Annotated in this window: 10 protein-coding genes and 1 tRNA gene; 7 read left to right on the forward strand and 4 right to left on the reverse strand. The window is 38.5% G+C overall.

Going from position 1 to position 16,082, the window contains the following annotated elements; translation table 11 throughout:
* The first annotated feature begins 49 nt into the window (after positions 1–49).
* The gene (locus BUE31_RS27490) at positions 50–421 is read left to right on the forward strand and encodes a winged helix-turn-helix transcriptional regulator (protein ID WP_073407091.1); all 372 of its coding nucleotides are present in this window, start codon (positions 50–52) and stop codon (positions 419–421) included.
* Between the two features lie 172 nt (positions 422–593).
* On the opposite strand, the gene BUE31_RS27495 is transcribed toward BUE31_RS27490, so the two are convergent.
* Positions 594–3,578: a DEAD/DEAH box helicase gene (locus BUE31_RS27495; RefSeq protein ID WP_234997919.1), complete on the reverse strand. Its 2,985-nt coding sequence runs from the start codon at positions 3,576–3,578 to the stop codon at positions 594–596.
* Positions 3,579–3,731: 153 nt separating this feature from the next.
* Here BUE31_RS27495 and BUE31_RS27500 point away from each other — a divergent pair, with 153 nt between their 5' ends.
* Positions 3,732–4,727, forward strand: a complete 996-nt coding sequence (locus BUE31_RS27500; RefSeq protein WP_073407092.1) for a PDDEXK nuclease domain-containing protein — start codon at positions 3,732–3,734, stop codon at positions 4,725–4,727.
* A 59-nt stretch (positions 4,728–4,786) separates the two neighbouring features.
* The gene (locus tag BUE31_RS27505; RefSeq protein ID WP_073407093.1) at positions 4,787–5,548 is read left to right on the forward strand and encodes a hypothetical protein; all 762 of its coding nucleotides are present in this window, start codon (positions 4,787–4,789) and stop codon (positions 5,546–5,548) included.
* 68 nt (positions 5,549–5,616) lie between these two features.
* On the opposite strand, the gene BUE31_RS27510 is transcribed toward BUE31_RS27505, so the two are convergent.
* A complete protein-coding gene (locus tag BUE31_RS27510) occupies positions 5,617–6,834 on the reverse strand; it encodes a hypothetical protein (protein ID WP_073407094.1) in 1,218 nt (405 codons plus the stop codon).
* A gap of 504 nt (positions 6,835–7,338) precedes the next feature.
* Here BUE31_RS27510 and BUE31_RS27520 point away from each other — a divergent pair.
* Entirely contained in the window at positions 7,339–7,536 is a 198-nt protein-coding gene (locus tag BUE31_RS27520; RefSeq protein ID WP_073407096.1) for a PTS sugar transporter subunit IIBC, read from the forward strand.
* A gap of 158 nt (positions 7,537–7,694) precedes the next feature.
* On the opposite strand, the gene BUE31_RS27525 is transcribed toward BUE31_RS27520, so the two are convergent.
* Positions 7,695–7,768, reverse strand: a tRNA-Met gene (locus tag BUE31_RS27525).
* A gap of 211 nt (positions 7,769–7,979) precedes the next feature.
* On the opposite strand from BUE31_RS27525, the gene BUE31_RS27530 reads away from it, so the two are divergent.
* The 3 genes from BUE31_RS27530 to BUE31_RS27540 all read left to right on the forward strand — a co-directional run bounded on the left by BUE31_RS27530 (position 7,980) and on the right by BUE31_RS27540 (position 11,479).
* Entirely contained in the window at positions 7,980–8,360 is a 381-nt protein-coding gene (locus tag BUE31_RS27530) for an START-like domain-containing protein (RefSeq protein WP_073407097.1), read from the forward strand.
* A 129-nt stretch (positions 8,361–8,489) separates the two neighbouring features.
* Positions 8,490–9,923 carry an LptF/LptG family permease gene (locus tag BUE31_RS27535; protein WP_073407098.1) on the forward strand — a complete coding sequence of 478 codons (1,434 nt, stop codon included), beginning with the start codon at positions 8,490–8,492 and terminating at the stop codon, positions 9,921–9,923.
* 353 nt (positions 9,924–10,276) lie between these two features.
* Entirely contained in the window at positions 10,277–11,479 is a 1,203-nt protein-coding gene (locus BUE31_RS27540) for a bifunctional 3,4-dihydroxy-2-butanone-4-phosphate synthase/GTP cyclohydrolase II (protein WP_073407099.1), read from the forward strand.
* Here BUE31_RS27540 and BUE31_RS27545 read toward each other — a convergent pair.
* Positions 11,473–15,906, reverse strand: a complete 4,434-nt coding sequence (locus BUE31_RS27545) for a translocation/assembly module TamB domain-containing protein (protein WP_073407100.1) — start codon at positions 15,904–15,906, stop codon at positions 11,473–11,475. The genes BUE31_RS27540 and BUE31_RS27545 overlap by 7 nt on opposite strands.
* Between the last annotated feature and the right edge of the window lie 176 nt (positions 15,907–16,082).

Raw genomic sequence — 16,082 nt, forward strand, 5'->3', positions numbered from 1 at the left:
TAATACATTTGCAATAACTATCCATTTTGATAGCCCAAACATGAAATAGATGAAAACAGAATGTATTGGCGACCATGTAAAACTGAATGGTAAAATTTATCCATGTACGGTGAGTTTGGCGATGGATCTTATTGGTGGAAAATGGAAAACTGTAATTTTGTATCATTTAAAAGCAAACCCTAAAAGGTATAGTGAGCTTTTAAAAGAAATGCAGACCGTAACAGAGATGACCCTGAGTTTGCAGTTAAAGCAATTAGAAAAAGACGGTTTAATTTTAAGGAAAGTATTTGGCAAAAAACCACCTGTTAAGGTTGTTTACAGCTTAACTGATTTTGGCAAAACCTTTATTCCCACTTTAGATGCTATCACAGCGTGGGGGAATCAGATCACCGAGCAAAAAGGTGAGTTTGTTAATGCATAAGCTCCTCACTGGCCGAAGTTTAGCAACTTTTACCTAAAATATAACAAGCATTCTGCTTGTCTGTAAATAAAAAAGCCGCCCTACTTTCGTAAAGTGGCCTAGTAGAAGGAATCGGCCAAAGTTCTAACTTTCACACCGGTATAGAGGCAGTAATGGATGCCAAGAGCATAGATCAATATAATTTCTCTTCTAACAAGTCTTTCCAAACAATAAACCCTTTATGATCATTTGTGTAATCATGTACGACCCGACTAAATTGTTCAGGATTAGTTTCAAGATATTGCTGTCTGCCTTTTGTTCGTATCTGTCCAAGCAGTCCATCTATTCGCTTTATACTTCTTTCAAGTTCATAAATTGATTTATCGATGTGCCATATATAAGTGGCTTCTTCGGTATCTAATGTTTCCCAAACCAAATGATATTGATTATTACCGGAAAGTAAAAATACAAAAGAGAACGGTTCCAATACAAAGCGGAGCTTTAATATAGATCGTTCATGTTTTTGAGAAAGGTAACGCAGGTGGGGGTGATGCTTATACTGTTTAAGAGCCAGTATGTTTTCCAGCAGATCATCTTCGTTTGTATAAATCAATTGTTCACTGCCGCCTTGCACTTGCCCGGCATCCAAAAGATTTTCTTTCCTTACGGGGATGCCTTTTATAATATCTTTATTTAAGAACTGGAACTTTACACTTTCAATGATCTCTCGGTTTATTTTATCAAGATCATTAGAAGTTGCTGATTTAAATATAATTCTGTTATTCTGCAGCGTAGCCCGGATGTTGATCATTACAGAAGAGCTTTTGAGGAACCGGATAAAGTAGGGTTTAAGCACGGTAAACTCCGGCCTTATATTTAAATTCTCTATTTCAAACTCAACTTCTTTACCATTGAAGTCATCGACGACATATTTAAAAGCAATGCTGCCAAACCTGAATTCTAATTGTTCGATGGGCACTTCAATTTTCTCATTTATTTGACCGCTTACTGTTTCACTTTCATCTATCGGATTTGTTAGGCCACTTTGATCGAGCTTTTTATAATACTGGTTCCTCTTTTGAAACAGTCTTTCCAGGTAGGTAATCTTGTGGTCACGATAATCATAAATTACAGGTGACACTTCTGATCGTTGCACTCTGCCGATATACTGAATGAGCTTACCCTCAAAAGCGAATGGATAAACTAAGAACAAGCATTCTATGTTTTGAATATCAGTTCCTTCACCAAAATACTGGCCCGTTATAATCAGCACCTGAAAGTCGCCTTTATTTATGGCTGCCCATTTAGACTTTTTACTTAAGTCAGAATCTTCGCCACTTAATGCAATGGTATCGTAATGCTGTTTTAAATATTGTTGTAGAGAAGTGATATGCTCTTTCCGCTCTGTGATGATAACAGCTTTCTTACCGGTATTTAGCTGTGAAACCACATCATTTAAAATAAGTTGATTCCTTGCTGAATCATGGATCAAAATCTTAAAAAGTGTTTCGAACTTGTCTGTTTTGGTGTTGAAGGGAACAAACAGGTCGGTATCCCTAATAATGATTTGTGTACCTGTTTGAGTTTGTACATCTGGTGCTTTAACCTCATGGATAATTTCGCCCAAATGAATAAATATTAACTTGCCATCGTTGTACTTTCTAAATGGTGTAGCGGTAAGTCCGTACATATAGTAACTATTCAGTTTCCCGATAACGCGCTGGTAAGTTTCTGCAGGTACGTGGTGACATTCGTCGACAATAACGGTACCAAAAGCATTTATTAGTTCTGTGGATTCCGTAGATTCCAAAGCTTTTTCCATACTTTGGATCATTGCTACAGTAATGTGTTTACCGGGCTTGTTCTTTCCTTGCCCGATACGTCCAATATCCTTCTTAGGAATCCCCAGGAACGATTCTATACGTTCCATCCATTGATCTGCCAGTTGCTTGCGGTGAACTAAAATGAGGGCTGGTTGCTGCTTGTCTTTTATAATAGCCAAACTCAATACCGTTTTACCAGAGCCAGGCGGAGCGACAATAATTCCAAAATCTTTTTTTATAGATGCTTGGCGCGCGGGTAATTGATATTCCCTTAATGCAATAGAGCCTTTGAAATTGATTAACTCCGCTTTCTTTCTTTGATCTTCGAGCACATATTCAATTTGCTGCTCTTTACAAAACCGTAATAACCTACCAATAAATCCACGAGGAACTGAAATAGAGTCCGGTGTTTCGTGCAGCAATTTAAAGTAACGTTTCACGCCAAAGGTATTTTTATTGATATTCTTTTTTACCTGGTATTCATTGTTGGCGAAGTTTAATTCTTCCTTTAAAAAACTAACAAGTGAAACAGGCAATCCTATGCGGCTAATATGAATTTCATTGTTTAAGATAATTTCTAACTTATCCATTATAAGCCGTTCTTTTTGAAATAATCCAGTTGAAAATTCGTTGTGATCAGTTTGTTCTTTGTAGATGTAATTGAGCTGGTTTATCGTAATCCGCTTAATCGTTTTTAAAAACACCCACTGGTCATCAAAGGGCTGCAAAGTATCGGGATCAATGAAACAGCTATTACCATCATTTAAGCTCGTTTTGTTTAAGGGTAAAGCAATAAGATTCCCCAAGCCTTTTTTTGAATGGTAATCCTGATTGGGGAAAAGCCGGTCAAAGCTTGAGTTTTTATCAAACACTGAAATCAAACCTGCTTTCTGTAGCAAAGCCATCATGATCTTTCTGCTTCTGAATGCTTCATAAGGCTCTTCAAAAAATATCCATACGTGACCACCTTTGCCGGAACGGGAGCGCTCTAAGTAGGCGGGCATATCATGTTCCTCGCAAATTTTAATAAATGCCCTGCATTCCTCAATCCAATCTGCTTCATCAAAATCAGCCGCAATGAACCAGGATGTATTATCCTGCAATAATGGGTAAAGGCCTACGACCTGTTCGCCTTTTAGATGTTTAATAAGATGGTCGTCTGTTAGTGGTTGGTAAGTTTTATCAGTAAAAGTTTGAAAAGAACCGCCTTTCATTTGATGTAACTTATATCGATAGGGATCGAAACTGTAAGCAGGCATGTAACTACTTTTACCGCCTTTCTCCCACCTTAATGCAAATACATCCTCTCTGCCTTTGAATAGGGACTTATATAGATTTAATCGGTCATCTTTCATTTAACGTGAAAACTTTAGCCTATTTCAAATTTAGGAAACAAATTATTCCCTTTATAATTGATTTGGTTAACACTATTTGGGTTAGTATTTGATCGTTCTTTAATACATCCTCTATTTTTGTAGTTTTGCTATTGAACCATAATTCTTTATAAAATGCTTATTAATCAATCTGTCATAGCTGATATTCAATCCATTATTCATAATGCGAAAGACAAAGCGATTCGACTGGTTGACTATGAGCGTTCGTTAATGTACTGGCAAATAGGACAACGGATTTTCCAAGAAGAACAACAAGGAAAAGACCGGGCAGATTATGGTAATTATCTTACTAAATTTATTGCTGATCAATTAGAGCCGGAATATGGCAGCGGATTCTCAAAACGGCAGATAGAACTATTCCGCCAATTTTATCGCACATTTCCAATTGCGAATACATTGTATTCGCAATTGAGCTGGAGCCAATATAAAGTCATAATCCGGCTTGATAGTCAAGATTCACGCGATTTTTATATAGCGGAAACTATGAAGAACAATTGGACGGTGCGCCAATTAGAACGGCAAATCCATAGCAGTTTGTGGGAAAGATTGTTAATGAGCAATGACAAAGATAGCGTATTGGCTGTGGCTCGAAATGAAAAGCAACCGTCCGATGCTAAAGAGATAATTAAAGATCCCATGTACCTTGAGTTTTTAGGATTACACCGCGAGGCGTCCTATTATGAAAAGGACCTGGAGCAAGCCATAATTACTCATTTGCATGATTTTTTATTAGAAATGGGCAACGGTTTCGCGTTTGTGGCAAGGCAAAAGAGGCTGCATATTGAAGGCGATGAGTTTTTTATTGATCTTGTTTTTTATAATCGCCTCTTACAATGCTTTGTAATTATAGAAATAAAAACCACAAAATTTACACATCAGGATATTGGCCAACTACAGATGTACGTAAACTACTTTGATCGGTACGAAAAGAAAGACTTTGAAAATCCAACCATCGGTATTTTATTATGTGCAGAAAAGAACAATGCGGTTGTAAAGATCTCTCTTCCGGAAGATAACAAAACCATTTTTGCAAGTGAGTATAAGCTGTATTTACCTACAGAACAGCAATTAATTGCAGAGGTTAAAAAAGAGATCGAAAAGCGGGGATAAAGAATAATTATATTAAACTTTCTTTATCTGATCGCAAAAACCTAATAAAGCAGAAACAGATGAAAGGCACAAAAATACACTTTAAGGGTCGCGAGTATAATATTGATGGTGATCGGCCAGTGCAGTTAGATGACGTTCCAAAGGTCAATTCTGATAAACAACTAAAGAAAATTCTTCGTGATAAAAGCCTTGTGTTTTTACAAATAACAGATAAGGAACTATTTGGAATTAACAGATTGAAATTTAAACAGAAGGATTTTTTGATGCTGGAGCCAAATCCGGTGACATTTTATTTTTCATTAGCATTTGATGTGGTACGCCAGTTAGAAGATGCACGAAATCGCTTCTCCAATGCTTTGAACGAAAGTTCAGATTCTAAAACGGTAGTATTTAGTTATATATTCAAAGTATCGTCAGTAGGTATTATATTTTCCTACTTGGCTTTAGAGGCTTTTATGAATCAGATGCTGCCAGATTATGCACTAATCAACTACAACGGAAAATTAGTAGGAAAGGATCGTATTCAAAGATGGGCATCCTTTGAGGATAAAATAAATAGTATCATTCCAAATTTAAGTAATAAAAATTTTGCACAGAAATATCCTAAAAAGATGGACAGGATATTAAAGTTAAAAAAGCTTCGCGATGAATTAACTCATTTGAAAGAGCGAAGAAAAAATGGATTTACATCATACGATGACATCTATCAGGATATCCTTGATCTAAATTTAAAATCGATAGTTGTTTCAGTCAAATCTTTTATAAACTTTTATCATCCTGGGCTTATTTGTAATTACAATGGGCGAACGTCTATAAAGTAATATTTGGAGACAAATCGAAATTACAAGCCCCCGTGTTTATTAAAAATTTAAAACTGTCGCTCGAAAAACTAAACAGCTTTTTTTAAATACCAAGGTAATAAGGGCCACCCACGTTTTATTACTGGTTGATCTTCGTTATATGATGATCGACCATGAGTTGTAGATGGTTGTTTTGACTCATCAGGGGCTAATAAACTATCCCGGTCAATTCCAGATAACCAGTCATCTTCTGCCTCAATCATAGGGTCAAACCAGTCAGTCTTTTTCTTTACCCAATTTAACCAGGCAATTAACTCAGATGTCATACCATTTTTTTTAAGCGCTTCTTGTTCAACGGCTACTATATATTCTTTTATTGTTTCTGTGACTTTCCACCGCTGGGCGTTTTTAATCACTGTTCTGAAAGATTCAAGCTCATTCTTTTTTCTTTCAGCAACTAATCTTTGCTGCCGTTCCTTCTCTTCTCTGATCGCTTGCTGCCGTTCATTTTCTTCTCTCCAACGTCGCTCTTCCATTGCTTTTATCTCCAATCTTGCAATCAATTTTGCTAATTGTTGCTCAATCGGTTTTTGGCCATCCTTCATCGTCATTTTCCCCCAATGGTCAAACTGAATGGTAAAAATTCCATTAGGTGTAAACGTTGGTCTTCTCCAGGAATCTTTATCGGGTATTATGGTCGTACCTTCTCTTAGAGTGATACTGTATCTACTTTTCCAAATAACCAAACAGCTTTCCCGATCCGTTAATTCAAAATGATGTCCGCGCTGTTGCATGACTTTGATAAATGTATCCATCAACAATAAGGCACGGTTGACCTGTGTAATTGAGACCCGAATATCGAGTGCGTCACTGCCGCTAAATAATAGGTCACCGTCGCGATAGTCTTTTGGTACTTTTGACAGAGCCCTTTGTGCGGGAAGAATCAGTGGGTCAGGATCTGTTAGTTCAGTCGGTACACCTAATTTAAGAGTTGGATCAGCTTCGATCTTCCGCTGTAAAGCAAGTTCAGGCGATATGCCGAGCTCATCCTCAGGAAGACTTTTATCTCTTAGTGCCAGTGACACACTTTGTTCGCCAGTTTTCTGTTCGATAAAAGGTTTTATCGTCACCTTCTTTCCGGCTTTTACCTTATTCCAATAGCCGATCTCCGGTAGTGGTATATTTAGCCGGACACACATTTTACGCAAACCGACATCTGAAATATTATATTTTTTGGCAAGCATTAATAACGGTTCTGACCAGATCAGGTCATAAAGCTGTCGGCGACTTAAAGAGATTTTTTCCATAGATAGTAGTGTGTATTAAAGATAGAATTAAAAAAAATAAAAATATTTTATATCAGCTACCTTATTAACTATTATAATATTGATAAGTAAAACAATGAATCAGATCGGTCAAATGAACGAACTGTCAGATGGAATGATTATTAATCTTTCTACAATCGAAGACGACGTAAAACATTAGACCAATACGAGGATAGGTCCTCATATTCCTAGGCAAACTCACCCAAGCCCTCCCCCGCTGGATCACCGACCAAATGGGCCTGTAAAAAATAAAGAAAAGCCAGACGCCGTCCGGCCACGGTCTAACATTGATCAACAACGTCAATTGGGTGATAACCCATTGGTAAATATTTTTCAGGGATACTCGAGTTTGGATATCGCTGATAAGAAGAGTCTTGCAAGCCTGATTCCGCCTGTTAAGCCGAACCTCCAAACAGGTGATGTTTCCTTACATTTAAACAATGCTTTATTAAAAATAGTTACAAAAAGACAAATCATTTCATAGGAATGAATTTTATAGATAAAAAGATTTCAGTTAAACGGGCTATGGCGATATTGGCTAAAAATGGCATCCAGGTGGATGATACTGAAGCGAGTGTTATATTGGATTTTCTGTATATTATAGCAAAGAATCACAGCAAACAAGAGGCTAAACAAAATGCTTCTTACCTTAAGGAAAATTCGAACCATGAGAAAATGGCTTAGGGGTACTTTTCAACACGCTTTTTAGACTATATCGAATAAAAGTCTAAAGACTTTCCCAGCAAATTTCGAACTAAAACTGACCAAGGCTTAACAGTTTGGATAACAGAATTTTATTGGCATAAAAAAAGGAAACAACCACGAAGTGGTGTTTCCTTAAGTAGCGGGGAGCAGGATCGAACTGCCGACCTTAGGGTTATGAATCCTACGCTCTAACCATCTGAGCTACCCCGCCGTAATTATGTGAACATTTCCCTTAAAATATATACCCTGTGGTTATCCAGGTATTTATTTCTTTCTGGTTATACTTTCCACTTAAATCTCTCTTAAAAAACTTAAACGGGTCAACCCATCCTAAAAAGGTTTGCAAATATAGCAGAAATTCGTTTTCTTTAGAAAAAATGTTAACATTTACAGCTTTACTGGTATTTCAACTATAAACCCAAATGTCTGAAAAGAAGAAATTTAATATCGAATATGAGATAAAATCATCTCCACGGATACTGTACAGCTTTCTAAATGAGCCTAATGGATTGACACAATGGTTTGCTGATGATGTGAGTGTAAGAGACCAGGTATATACTTTTACATGGGATGGTGAGCAGCAAATGGCGAAGCTAATTGCCATAAAAGAAAACAAATTAGTAAAATTCAGGTGGATGGATGATGATCCGACCTACTATTTTGAGATGGAAATCATCCAGGATGAACTTACCAGCGATGTTGCCCTGAGCATTACAGACTTTGCCACAGATGATACTATGGGTGAGCGCAGGCTGATCTGGGATAACCAGATAAAGTACCTGATAAGCACGTTGGGAGCCTAAAGAAATTTAATTATCCTACTTTTGTATGGTAAAATCATCATGCGCCGTTATTAACATCAATAAAACACGCATGTAAGCGCCAGGCCCGCAGGTTATGGGCAAATGGTTTATACAAAACAGGTTATTCTGATGAAGAAAATACATCTTTTATTACTTAAATCGTTCATAAGGCCTTTTATCGTCACGTTTTTAATAGTGATGTTTGTGTTGCTGATGCTATTTTTATTTAAATACATTGACGACCTTATTGGCAAAGGGTTTGAATGGTATATCATCCTTGAGTTGATGATGTATGCATCTGCCACCAATGTAGCCATGGCCCTGCCTTTATCCGTACTGCTTTCATCCATCATGACTTATGGCAGCCTTGGCGAAAATTATGAGCTGGTGGCCATTAAATCCGCAGGCATCTCGTTGCGGCGCGCCATGTATCCTATGCTTATTGTGGTAACGGCTTTAAGTATAGTGGCGTTCGTTTTTTCGGATTATATGCTGCCTATTGCTAATCTTAAATACTTTTCCTTATTGTATGACGCCCGGCAGCAAAAGTCGGCTAATTTTTTGCCCGAGGGGGTATTTAGCCCCAGCTTTCCGGGGCATGTTATCAGGGTAAAAAGAAAAGATGCTGATGGCCAAACCCTGCATGATATTATGATCTACTCAAAAAATGCTGCAGAAAATAATACCGATGTTTTACTTGCCCAGGAAGGTAAAATGTACCGTACCCCTAATGGTGAGTTCCTGGTTTTGAAACTTAAAAATGGTGTACGGTATTCTGAAGATCATGGGCGTAATAATTATAATATCAGGCAAATATTAACCCGTTACCGATTTAAAGAAACTGAGCAGAAATTTGATATTTCGGGTCTTAAAATGCACCGTACAGATGAGAGCGAATTTAAGAATGCTTTCCAGATGATGAACCTGAGCCAGCTTAAAACCAATGAAAACTTTACCCGGCGCCAGGTTGACAGCGGCTTAAACGTAAATTACAAATTAATAACGGCCTACATTAAATATTACTCCATACCGGCCAGGCCCGATTCGGCAAAAAAATATGCCGCTACCGTCATAAATAATAAAACCATATCCGACTTAAAAATTAATGAGCAAGTAAATGCGGCAACAAACGCTTCAAGCGAAGCCCGCTCAATCCAGGATCTTCTAAAAAATCGCGCCGACAGGGATAAAGATTTGAATAACAATGTGCGGAGAGCCATGCTTGAATACCAGAAAAAGTTCACCCTTTCTGCCGCGTGCATTGCTTTATTTTTAATTGGCGCTCCGCTTGGGGCTATTATCCGAAAGGGCGGCCTGGGCTTGCCTGTAGTAATTTCTGTTGTTTTTTTCCTGATATATTATATCATTTCAACCATTGGCGAGAAGGCAGTTAAAGAAGGCAGCCTGTCTCCAATTATTGGCTCATGGGTAGCAATTGTTATTATAACGCCTATAGGGATGTTTCTTTCCTACAAAGCCGCCACAGATTCAGTAATATTTGATATGGAGATCTATAAGCGGTTTTTTAACAAGCTGTTTAAAAAGAAGGCTGTGGTAGGTTGATGTGAGTTTAAATAGGTTGTAAGGGTTGAAGTAGGTTGTAAGTGTTGTAATAGTTAGAAAGATAAGCACTAAGCGAACATACCTTTACAACCCTTACAACAACCACTTCAACCTTTACAACCTAAACAAGGCAACCTATTTGATTAAACCACGTACTACTTTAAGTAAGCTATAAAAGTTTAAGCTAATTCAACCCTTACAACAACTACAACTTTTACAACCCTTATAACCAAACCATAATTTACAAAGCGCAGACGGGAATGATCTTATTATCATTTAAATTTGCAATTAGTTAAAAAAACAATGTTTATGAATTGCTTTAACCGGCGTTCATATTCAAACAACCTGTATAAATGTTAAACACGATAGACGAAGCAATAGAAGCTATAAAAAGCGGGAAAACAATTATAGTAGTTGATGATGAAGACCGGGAAAACGAGGGTGACTTTTTAACCGCTGCCCGCAATGCAACTCCCGAAACTATAAACTTTATGGTGCGCCACGGGCGGGGCCTGGTTTGTGCGCCAATTACCAAAAAACGCGCTAAAGAGCTTGACCTGGAGCCAATGGTTAGCCATAATACCACATCACACGAAACTAACTTTACAGTTTCTGTTGATCTGCTGGCAGGATGTACTACCGGGATCTCTGCTTCCGATCGTTCAAAAACTACACAGGCATTAATTGACCCTGCAACAAAGCCTGAAGATTTGGGCAGGCCGGGCCATGTGTTCCCGCTGATAGCCAAGGATGGGGGCGTATTACGCCGTACCGGCCATACTGAGGCGGCTATTGATCTGGCTGTTTTAGCCGGATTTGAACCTGCTGGTGTGATATGCGAAATAATGAGGGAAGATGGCGAAATGGCGCGCTTGCCCGAGCTTTTAATTATAGCAAAAGAATTTGACCTTAAAATAATTTCGATAAAAGACCTTATTGCTTACCGTTTGGCAACCGAAACATTGGTACATAAAGATGTATCGGTAAAAATGCCAACCAAATGGGGTGATTTTGATATGATAGCTTACACGCAAGCAGATACAGGCGAGAATCATCTAGCGTTGGTAAAAGGTAGCTGGGAACCCGGTGAGCCTGTTTTGGTGCGTGTTCATAGCTCATGTGTTACCGGCGATATTTTCGGCTCGTGCCGTTGTGATTGCGGCCCTCAGCTGCATAAGGCAATGGAGATGATAAACAGGGAAGGCCGCGGTGTAATTGTTTATATGAACCAGGAAGGCCGCGGCATAGGCCTTATAAACAAGCTTAAGGCGTATCATTTGCAGGAAAATGGGATGGATACCGTTGAGGCAAACATAGAACTGGGCTTTAAAATGGATCAGCGCGATTATGGCGTTGGCGCACAAATATTGCGCAGCCTGGGCATCTCAAAAATGCGTTTAATGAGCAACAACCCAACAAAACGTGCCGGACTAATAGGGTACGGGCTTGAAATTGTTGAGAATGTGCCTATTGAAATTGCGTCAAACCCGCATAATGAAGCTTACTTAAGAACAAAGAGGGATAAAATGGATCATGCAATTATGCGTGATCACTGATCTTCATCATCTGGTTTGGCTATAGTTGCCGGGGTTTGGGTGGTTGGCGGTATCGGACTGGGTTTAACAGGTTGTTTCCTGTTTTGACTTCTGAATATGTTTCTTATAAATTCACCAAAGGTGTCAAAGTCGCGTTGATAAACAAGGCCAATACCGTTCACGTACTGAACGCCCAATTGATCCTGCAGGGTATTTAAAGTAGTACTGTTTAAAACCCGGTATGAATACCTGGCGCTAAGGTTACCATCTTTACGGATAAGGTATTGCGCTTCAAAATCTTTAGTAAGCTGGCTAAAATTCGAATTAAATAAGCTGGTATTATTGTTGAACAGATCACTGCTGCCTGATGTGGAGTTGAATAAGCTCCCGGTAAGTATCAAACGATTCTTAAACCTGTATGAAACCCCAAGATCATTAAACGACCGGATATTGAGATCCAGATTTTTAATATTTGATTGCGATATAAAGCTGTTGAGTTTATTAAACGCAAATTCACTAACCGCCTCGCCTGCTGTCCCCAAAACCTGGTTAGTTAAATTATTGTTAGCTCCATTACTAAAATTACGCCTTACAATAATGCTCAGGGCCTGCTGGCTGCGATTATTATTATCAGACAGGTAAGTGCTCAGGTCATCCTTAATTGATGGGTCGAGGGGGAAATTAAAGTCGAAATCAATAGTTGGCTGTAATAGCGTTTTGGTTAATATCAGCTCGGCCTGTACCAACTCCAGCGACCGCCCTTTTGGCGATTGTGAGCCTGCGGCCTGATACAATGGCTGAATATCTGTGCGCACTTCATAAATGGCATTAAGGTTTATGGATGCGTTTGACGGGTTACCCGTCCAGCGGATGGTGCCACCCTGGTTTACCGTAAAGTTTTTACTGATAAAGTTTTTTGCAGTAAACTCAAACTTGCCCGATGTAATTAGGAAGTCGCCAAACATTTCAAAATCGCCCAGGCTGTTTATGTTCAGTTTTAAATCTTTAGCCTGGCCGCTGCCTTCAAGCACCCCATAATCAGTAGTGATCTTTACCACGGTCTTTTCATCAATAGTAAGGTCGAAATTTAAAGTAACGCCATTAAAAGCAAGTGTTTTAGGCGCTGCTTTTGTAGTGTCATTATGGCTAACAAATTTTATAAAATCGTAATCGCCAACGGTCATTGAAGTATTCAGGGGGATATTAAATATAGTACCTGCTTCGGTGTTGGCTTTAATATTAATTTTCATATTATCAACCGGGCCGTTAAAGCTAAACCTGCCTGTGCTGTAAGCGGTACCATAATACAGGTGGTTGTCTTTAAAATTTGTATTAAGCGCCATCAGATTTTTTGCATCAACAACAACTTCAATATCAGGATTTGCGAGGTCGTTCATGTCAATAGTGCCTGTTACACTTCCGGTTCCATTTTTTGCGTCCCTAAGCGTCATGTTGTTAATTTTCACTACCGTATTAACAACATCAACAGTGTCAGTAATTGTATATGGTGTTTTTAAATAGTTTACAGTAACCCCTGTATTATTTAATATGATATTACCGTTGAGCTTAGGTTTTGAAACCGGGCCGGTTAGCTTTAAGTTGCTTGAAACCGTGCCTTTAATATTCGAAACCAAGTCTTTTATAAGCGGCTCAAAAATTATTGCCTCCGTTTGGTTCATATTTACATCAAAATCAAGGTTGTCTTCTGTTCCATGCCCAATTTGGTAAACGCCTGCAAGGTTCACGGTTTCGAGGCCGCGATTTTTAATGTTAATTTTTACATCAGCCTGCTTCCGGTCATTTCCCAGGGTTGATGATATGCCTACATCACCAACAAGTGTTTTATTCATCACCAGCGAATCAATGCCTAATTTGGCATCAATCCCCGGCGAATTCATAATGGAAGTAAAATTAACATCGCCATTAAGCGAACCTTTTAACTGGATCCCTGCCGATTTGGTAAGCTGGTTTAGCGTTGCCATGCTGAATTTTTGGAATGTAAGCTTAAGTTTATCAGCCGGGTTATCTGAAATAAAGCCATCTATCTTTACTTTTTGCTGCCCGTTTGAGAGCTCAAAACCTTGTACCTGTGTTTTGCCATCCAGGAATTTTACCCTCACTTTTTCAAGTATTTTCCAGTTTTGATGCTCCAGTATCACATCCGACGGTAATATGTGCAGTTTGGCGGTAGTATCGCGGCCAAAATTAACCAACCCGTATAAGTCCAACTGGTTTACCGCGTCTTTATCAGATAGCTTTACGTTGAAGTTTAAACTGTCATTCTTTAAAAAATTGGTTACGGTAATGTTTTTAATAAACAAGCTATCGGTAATGTTAACCTTGCTTAATGAAAGGTTTAAGCCTAAATAATCAGCATTAGTGCCTTCATCAATAATGAAATCATGAAAAACAGTTTTGCCATATTGAATGGTTTTTACGTATGCGTTAAGCGTTGCCGTTTTCTTTTCTGAATTAAACTCACCCACAAAGGTGCCCTGGTCGGGAATTTTAAGATCGGGTACAAAAATGGCAATCAGCGGATCGATATTTTTGAGGGTTAAATTAAAGGCAAAGTCCTGCGCCTTTGGGGGAGTTATATCTGTTTTTAATGAAGGAATATATTTTTTAACGATGGTTTTAAAATAGGAGGGCAGCGTTGCCAAATCAAAGCTGCCTTTTATATAACCATCTGCCACATCTGATTTTAGATTAATTGCCCTTTGATTGCCTTTCCCGGTGGCTGATATTGCTAAGGAATCGATCACGTAATTATTTCGTGGATCAACAATCCTTATCTTTTGTAAAGAAGCCTCGCCTGCCAGGTTGCTGAGGCTATTGCCTGAAAAATTAGCTTTCACTTGGCTGGTGAAAGTTATGGTATCGTCCAGCAGCTTTAAATCGTGCAGCTTTGCATTATCAACATTTGCAGAAAAACTGTAGAGCGGTAAGGTCGGGTTTAGGTCTACACTCCCGCTACCGTTAAGCTTAATTTTTTTATCGTTGATGGATAGTTTGCCGGTCGCTAATTTTTTAGCAAAGCTGCCATTTAAGGCAACATTGTGGTAATTATATCCCTTAAAAGCCAGTTCACTTATTTTAGCATCAACGTTTTCATTTAAAGTTTTAAGGTCATCGCCGCTGCCTTTAACATTGGCAATCATGGTAATGCGGCCCAGGTCTTGTTCATCAAGCAATTCGCCCAGGTCAAATGCATAGGTATCCAGCTTGCCGCTATAGGCAGGTACACCAGCTTTATTTATTTTCAGGTTGATATCAGAATCAAACCGGCCGAGTTTGGTCTTAAATGTGCCATAGGCTACAAAATCGTTCTGCAGGCCGGTAAACCGCCCCGAAAAGTTGACATTCCCGAATTTAGAAATAATGTCAGGCACTTTGGCATTATGCTGTCCGGTAAAGTTACTGTACAGGTAATCAAGATCTGCTTTGTTAGTTGCTATCTGGTCAAAGTTTAATTCCAGGAAGGTGTTGTTCCAATCGGGAAGACCTTTTAGGTTAAAATCACCTTTTATATAAGTTGCTTTTGCACCGGTAATGGTAAGATTTTTGGCCCTGAGATTATTTACATAGCCCTTGATCCGGCCATCCAAACCGAGGTCGAATTTTACATTTTCCAAACCGGTTGTAAAATATGCTATATCGGTTGATGAGACCTTTGACGATTTAAAGTCGCCATCCATATAAACCTTATCTTCAATATGTGAGCCCACATCATCAAAGGATTTAAACTTCATCCTGAAATAATTTTTAATGCTTGAATGATTGGTTAACACAAACAGGTTTTGCGCCAGGATCTGGTTGGTATCAATAGTGGCATCTGCATTAAATTTTTTGAGATAAAAGCCGCTTTTCTCGCGAAGGGTAAGGTTGGTTACATTGCCTTTAAAAAGATGGTTGGTGATGTCCATGTTTTTTATAACGACGCTAAAATGTTTTACATCCAGGTCATCAAAGTTTATCCCTTTTACAAGGGTATCAACCAGCAAGTTTTTAAAACGGAAATGAAAGTTGTTGATGGCGACTTTTTCAAACACTACCTGCCAGGGCTTGCTTTTTGTTGTATCAGTGGGGCCGCTTAGCGAGTCAATTATAAATTGAAGATTTGATGTGCTGTCTTTTTGCTTTTTAAGATAGGCCGATCCATTATTCAGCTGGATCAGCTTAAAATCAATTACCCGGTTGTAAAGGCTGCTGAACAATGAAAAATCGCTTAGATCAACCTCTAATTTTGGCGTGCTTAATAAAGTGTCTTTTTTCTTATCCAGTACATAAAATCCTTCAAGTACCACCGATGAAAAAGGTTTAATATAAAGGCTCTGGATGCCAACCGTTGTATTTAATTTTTCAGACAGATAGCCTGTCGCTTTTTTTGCTGCCCAGGTTTGTACGGGCTTGTATTGGAACACCAGCAACAGGATGCTGAATATCAATAGAATAACCAATACTATACTTAACGCTATTTTGAGTGCTTTTTTAATAACTTTGCCTTTTAATTGGTGCGTTAGCGAATTAGTGAATTAGTGACTGATGTATGTTTAATAGTTGGTTTAACATACACAACACAATATGGTTTAATAATCATAACAATTTTTAGTTTGTATGGTGA

Origin of the sequence: Mucilaginibacter sp. OK098, from assembly GCF_900142915.1 — a bacterium.
Lineage (GTDB): Bacteria > Bacteroidota > Bacteroidia > Sphingobacteriales > Sphingobacteriaceae > Mucilaginibacter.

Coding starts and splice junctions, on each gene's coding strand:
- BUE31_RS27495 (WP_234997919.1), bottom strand. CDS start 3,578: ATGAAAGATGACCGATTAAATCTATATAAGTCCCTATTCAAAGGCAGA.
- BUE31_RS27535 (WP_073407098.1), top strand. CDS start 8,490: ATGAAGAAAATACATCTTTTATTACTTAAATCGTTCATAAGGCCTTTT.
- BUE31_RS27490 (WP_073407091.1), top strand. CDS start 50: ATGAAAACAGAATGTATTGGCGACCATGTAAAACTGAATGGTAAAATT.
- BUE31_RS27510 (WP_073407094.1), bottom strand. CDS start 6,834: ATGGAAAAAATCTCTTTAAGTCGCCGACAGCTTTATGACCTGATCTGG.
- BUE31_RS27540 (WP_073407099.1), top strand. CDS start 10,277: ATGTTAAACACGATAGACGAAGCAATAGAAGCTATAAAAAGCGGGAAA.
- BUE31_RS27520 (WP_073407096.1), top strand. CDS start 7,339: ATGAATTTTATAGATAAAAAGATTTCAGTTAAACGGGCTATGGCGATA.
- BUE31_RS27505 (WP_073407093.1), top strand. CDS start 4,787: ATGAAAGGCACAAAAATACACTTTAAGGGTCGCGAGTATAATATTGAT.
- BUE31_RS27500 (WP_073407092.1), top strand. CDS start 3,732: ATGCTTATTAATCAATCTGTCATAGCTGATATTCAATCCATTATTCAT.
- BUE31_RS27530 (WP_073407097.1), top strand. CDS start 7,980: ATGTCTGAAAAGAAGAAATTTAATATCGAATATGAGATAAAATCATCT.